At 62.0% G+C, this 5,118-nt stretch carries 5 protein-coding genes; 1 reads left to right on the forward strand and 4 read right to left on the reverse strand.

Going from position 1 to position 5,118, the window contains the following annotated elements; all coding sequences use genetic code 11:
- The 4 genes from VMA74_RS08870 to VMA74_RS08885 all read right to left on the reverse strand — a co-directional run.
- Positions 1-1,201, reverse strand: a 1,201-nt coding sequence (locus tag VMA74_RS08870; protein WP_325366277.1) for a hypothetical protein, incomplete at its 3' end; no start/stop codon positions are given.
- A gap of 62 nt (positions 1,202-1,263) precedes the next feature.
- Complete coding sequence (locus VMA74_RS08875; protein ID WP_325366278.1) at positions 1,264-2,040, reverse strand: polysaccharide biosynthesis protein; 777 nt, start codon at positions 2,038-2,040, stop codon at positions 1,264-1,266.
- Positions 2,041-2,042: 2 nt separating this feature from the next.
- Positions 2,043-3,587, reverse strand: a complete 1,545-nt coding sequence (locus VMA74_RS08880) for an XrtA system polysaccharide chain length determinant (RefSeq protein ID WP_325366279.1) — start codon at positions 3,585-3,587, stop codon at positions 2,043-2,045.
- Positions 3,588-3,643: 56 nt separating this feature from the next.
- Positions 3,644-4,267, reverse strand: coding sequence for an XrtA/PEP-CTERM system exopolysaccharide export protein (locus VMA74_RS08885; RefSeq protein WP_325366280.1), 624 nt, complete (start codon positions 4,265-4,267; stop codon positions 3,644-3,646).
- A 242-nt stretch (positions 4,268-4,509) separates the two neighbouring features.
- Here VMA74_RS08885 and VMA74_RS08890 point away from each other — a divergent pair.
- The coding region (locus VMA74_RS08890) for a YdcF family protein (protein ID WP_325366281.1) at positions 4,510-5,118 on the forward strand (609 nt) is incomplete at its 3' end.

The following is a 5,118-nucleotide window of genomic DNA, read 5'->3' on the forward strand; positions in this document are numbered from 1 at the left end:
AAACGTAGTTCAGCCTTTGCGCATTGACGAAGGCCGTAAGCGTGGTGCGCGGGCGCAAGTGATAGGTGAGGTCAACCGTGCCCCCGCGCGATGACTGGTCGAAGGTGGGATCGTTCAAATAAGACAACTTGTCGTAGGTCGGCGCGACCGACAGCTGAAAGCGCTCCGTGTGGAAGGTGTACGTCGCCTGCAGCGTTTTTTCCAGGTACACCTCCGAATTGATCACCAGGTTGCCGGTGCTGATGCCGCCGCCGGGGTTGTCGATGAAATCGGTGGGGTTTTCGTTCAGTGCGTTGACGATGCTCTGGCCGGGCTGCAGGAACATGTCCTGCGCCGCATCGGAGAACTGGTAAGCGGCGGTGACGGAGAACGTATTGTGCGGCGTGAGCTGCCAACCCAGCGTGGCCCTTGCCAGCGGCTTGGAGTGGTTGGGCGCATGGTCGAAATCGATCCTGGCCCCACCCAGCAGCACGTCCGCGTCGAAATGCGCGAGCGTTCTGACGTAGCGGGCGTATATCTCGTCGCGGGTGTAGTTTTGCGTCGCCACGACAGTGTCGACGCCGTCGATCACTTCGTTGCCGATGCTGTTGTCGAACTTCACCCGCTGCGTCTCGGCGTTCAGCGACAGCGTGGCCGTGGGGCTCAGATCGCGGTACAGCCGGAACGCCGCCATGCCGCGGCTGGAATTGAAATCCTTGACCTTGGACGCGTAGCTGTTGACGTAATGCAGCTCCACTTGCGCGCGCATGACATTGCCGAATTGCAGGTGCAAGGTCGGCCCCAGCGACAGCACGTTGGTCTGCTGGCGGTTGTCCGGCGCATTGCTGGCCAGCGAATCGACCGGCTCCACCCCGGCGTAATCTTCCACGGTGAAATCCAGCCGCTTCGGCAGCACGCTCCAGTTGGCCTGCGCCGCCAGCTCGGTCTGGGTCTGGTCGGAAAATTGATGGCCGAGATAGTCGTTGTATTGAAACGTGCCCGTTACGTTGGCCTGTAACAGCGAACCCTGTTGCGCGTAGCTGAAGTTGAAGCCTGGGCTGAATACGTTCTGGCTAATGGGATTGCTGTCGCTCAGAGTGATGTTGTCGCTGTGCTCCAGACTCCCAAACAACGAATAGTCGAACTGCGCAGCCCACACAGCACTCGGCGCGATGACCAGCGCAAGCGCCACGGCGCGAGCGAGCGTGATGGATGCCGGCATGTTCCCTCCCCCCGGTGGATGAATTGCATTGAATCGCCCTGAAGCGCAGCCGCGTTTTCGTCCTACGCCGACTGGTTGAAAACCACTCCCGCCAGCTTGTTAGGTTCGAAATTGGCCACCGCCTGGTTGACGGCGGCCGGCGTGTCGCGGCCGTAACCCACCACCACCACCACGAAATCGGCCAGCTCCGACAAAATGCGTGCATCCGGCGAGCCCTTGATGGGCGGGCCGTCAAGAATCAGGTAACGGTCGTTGTACCGGCAGCGCAGCGAATCGAGCATGGCGCGCATGCGGAACGAGGAGAAGAACTCGCCGCCGTTCTCGCGCGAGGTACCCGCCGGCACCAGGCGAAGGCGCGGGATGCCGGTTTGATAGATGATCGATTTGAGGCCGCGAATGGGATGCTCGAGGTAATCGATCAAGCCGCCTTTTGCCGGCTCCACGCCCATCGCCTTGTGCTGGTTCGGATAGCGCAGGTTGCAATCGATCAGCAAGCTGGTCTTGGTCTCGTCGAAGGCAAACGCTGCCGCCAGGTTGCGCGCCACGAAACTGCCCCCCGATTGCGGGCTTACCGCTACCACCAGGGTGATGAAGTTCTGGTTGTTGGCCAGGCCCAGCAAGCGCGTGCGGATCTCACGGAACGCATCGGACTGGCGCCGCACCGAATCCTCGCGGTGGATCAGCCGCCGTTGCTCCAGCTGCAACGGCGCCAGCGCATGGCTGCCTTCGGTCATCAGCGCAATCGAATGGCCGGTAGCGGGTTGTTCCTCCACGTGGCGCGCGGCGTCGATCACTTCGCCGCGGCGATCGGTGGACACACTGTCGTCTTGAATTTTCATCGTCAACTCTTGTGCCGGATCCAGAAAAGAACCAGGTAGAACGCGGCGACACCGACTACGATCAATACCAACATCATGTTCTGTAACCGGTCGCGCCGGCGATCGCGCGGGGTGGGATAGAACGGCACCGTTGCCAGCACGTTGAAGCCCAGCGCACGCTCCAGTTGGTCGGCCGAACGCACGCGTGGATCGAAACGCACCAGGGCGAACAGCAGCCCGAACGGAATGGCGAGCGACAAGGCCAGCCCGGCCAGGCCGAAATGCATGAAGCGCAGGCCCGACGGCACCAGCGGCATCACCGCGGGGTTCTGCACCAGGAAGGTCAACCCGCGCTGCTCGGCATCGAGATTCATCGACACGCGCGCGTTTTCGCGGCGCTTCAGCAGATCCTGGTAGACGTCGCGATTGACGTCGTAGTCGCGCGTCAACTCGGAGGTCACGTTTTCCGAATTGGAGATGCGCTTGCTGCGCTCCAGTTCCGCCGCCAGCATGGACTCGCTGGCGCTGATGCGCGCCTCGGCCGCCGCGGCATCGCTTTCGGTGGCCGCCAGCTGGATTTTCAATTGCTGGTAGAGCGGGTTCATCTGCACCGTGGTGTCCAGCGGTATCGGCGTGCCGGCTGCGTGCGCCGCCTGCTTGCGCCGGTCGGCCTCGGCCATCTGCTGGCGCAGGTCCTGGATCTGGTGCCGGATACGGATCACGTCGGGATATTGATCGGTATAGGTCAGCAACAGCTGGTCGAGCTGGCCCTGCAAATCGGCGAGCTGCGTGTCGTAGATGCCTTGCGTGGTGTGCACCGCATTGACTTCCGATTCGCCCGACAGCTGCGCCTGCAGCGCGGCGGCCTGCGAACGCTTTTCGGTCAGGTCCAGCCGCGTATTCTCGATCTGCGTGCGCAACTGGCTGATGCGCGAATTGGTGTCGACGTCGCTGCCGGGCCGCGCGTCCGCATTGGTATCGCGATACGCCTTGAGCTTGTCTTCGGCGTCGGTCAGCTTCTTCCGATAAGTTTCGACCTGGCTGTCGATGAATTCGTAGGCGTCGCGGCTTTCGCGCTGTTTCGAGGCCAGGCTTTCGCTGATGAAAAGACGCCCGAATTCCTGCGTAACCACGAAGGCGCGCTTCGGATCGGAATCGGAATACGTGATGGTGATCAGATTGCCGCGCGAGGTCTGCACCGTGGTATGGGCGCGAATACCTTCGATGATGCGATCTTGCTGGATCGGCGTGGGATGCGCCGCCATCCAGCCACCGGCCACCAGCACCTGGTCGAGCACCTTGCGGCTGAAAATCACATCGTGCGCGATACCCGCGCGGTTGGCATTGGCGGTGGCCGAGGCCGCACCTTCCATCAGCGGCGTGATGATGCTGCTTTCCTGCGCCAGGATGGTGGTGGAAGCCTGGTATTTTTTCGGCCAGACCACGCCGACGATCAAGGCCGCGATCGCAATCACCGCAAAAGCGATGCCCAGTGCCATGCGTCGGCGCTGCGCTTCCAACAATAACGCAGGCAGCATGCCGCCCAGAGGTGCAAGTTCTCCGCTCATGAATCCCCCTTACCCTGTTCCCTAATGCAACACTCCCAAAAACATCAGGCGCGTCATCAGAACGCGCGTTGTGGCACCGTAATTACATCCCCTGGCTGTACCGGATAGTTGTTGGCGAGATCGCCCTTCTGCAGGATCTTGTCCAAGTGCACCGAGTACGACGTGGTGCTTCCACCATCGCCCTTGCGGTAAAGCTCGGTACGGTCGGGCGCGGCAAACTCGGTGATGCCGCCGGCCGCCAGCACCGCATCGAGCACCGTCATGCCCTGCCGATAAGGAATGGAAATCGGGCTGCGCACCGCACCGGTCACGCGCACGCGCGACAGGTATTCGTTACTGCGCAGCGCAATAAGAATCACGGCGACCTGCGGATCGCGGATATAGGACTGCAGCCGGTCCTTGATCTCGCTGGATACTTCGTCCGGCGTCTTGCCGCCAGCGGTCACGTCGCCGATCAGCGGCACGGTGATCTTGCCGTCCGGCCGCACCGGCACGCTCACGCTGAGGTCCGGGTTGTGCCAGACGGTGATCTGTAACTGGTCGTCCACACCGATGTGATAGGTAGTGACGGCCTGCACATCGGCCTTGGGCACCGGCGGCGCGCTGGAGCTACCCGTCGTGGCACAGGCGGCTAGCAGCAACGGCAGACACAGTGCGAAACAACGGATGAGACGGTTCATGGCGGTCCTCGCCGGTGAGTAAAGTGTGAACTATGTCTCATTATTGCCCTTGACAAATCGTCAAAGCAATAGCTAGCGATGGGAAAAAAATAGGCTTGCGCTGCCCGCGCCAAAGGGCGGTTTTGGCACGATTCTTGACTTTAAATGGGGATGACCAGGCCCTTTCCATGCAGGGCTGCGCGGCCAGCGCTTGGCCTTACGATCACGCCAGGCGAGGACAGTCTTGAGGAGCGAGCATTCCGATGGAACTGCTTGAGCAAGTGATTTACCCGATCAACCAGGCAGCCATCCTTGCCGTCGCCGGGCTGTATTTTTTATGCCGCCAACGCTATCGCCTTGCGCTCGCGCTGCTGGCGCTGGGTAGCGCGTGGCTATGGTTGTGCGCCACGCCCGCAGTGGCCATCCGATTGCGCGGGACGCTGGAACATCGCTATCCGCCGCAACCGGCATCCGCCTATGCCAAGGCCGATGCGATCGTGATCCTGGGCGGCGGCGCACTGCCGCGCTCAGGTTGGTACCTGGATGCGGATGACCCGCACAGCCTCGACACGCGCATCGGTTTCGGCCTGCAACTGTTCCGCGACGCACGCGCCAACGTGGTACTGCTTTCCGGCGATGACCAGGCGCAGCGAATGGCGCGCGCCTTGCTGCGGCAAGGCGTACCGCCCGATGCGCTGCGCACCGAGCACGCAAGCACCAACACACACGAAAACGCCCTGTTCTCCGCCGCCATGCTCAAGCGCGAAAAGCTGCTGCGCATCCTGCTGGTGACATCCACCATGCATATGCCACGAGCGGCCGCCGCATTCGCAAAGCAAGGCCTGGACGTGACCCCCGCCCCCGCCTACGAC

The organism is Dyella sp. (assembly GCF_035508675.1).
GTDB lineage: Bacteria > Pseudomonadota > Gammaproteobacteria > Xanthomonadales > Rhodanobacteraceae > Dyella_B.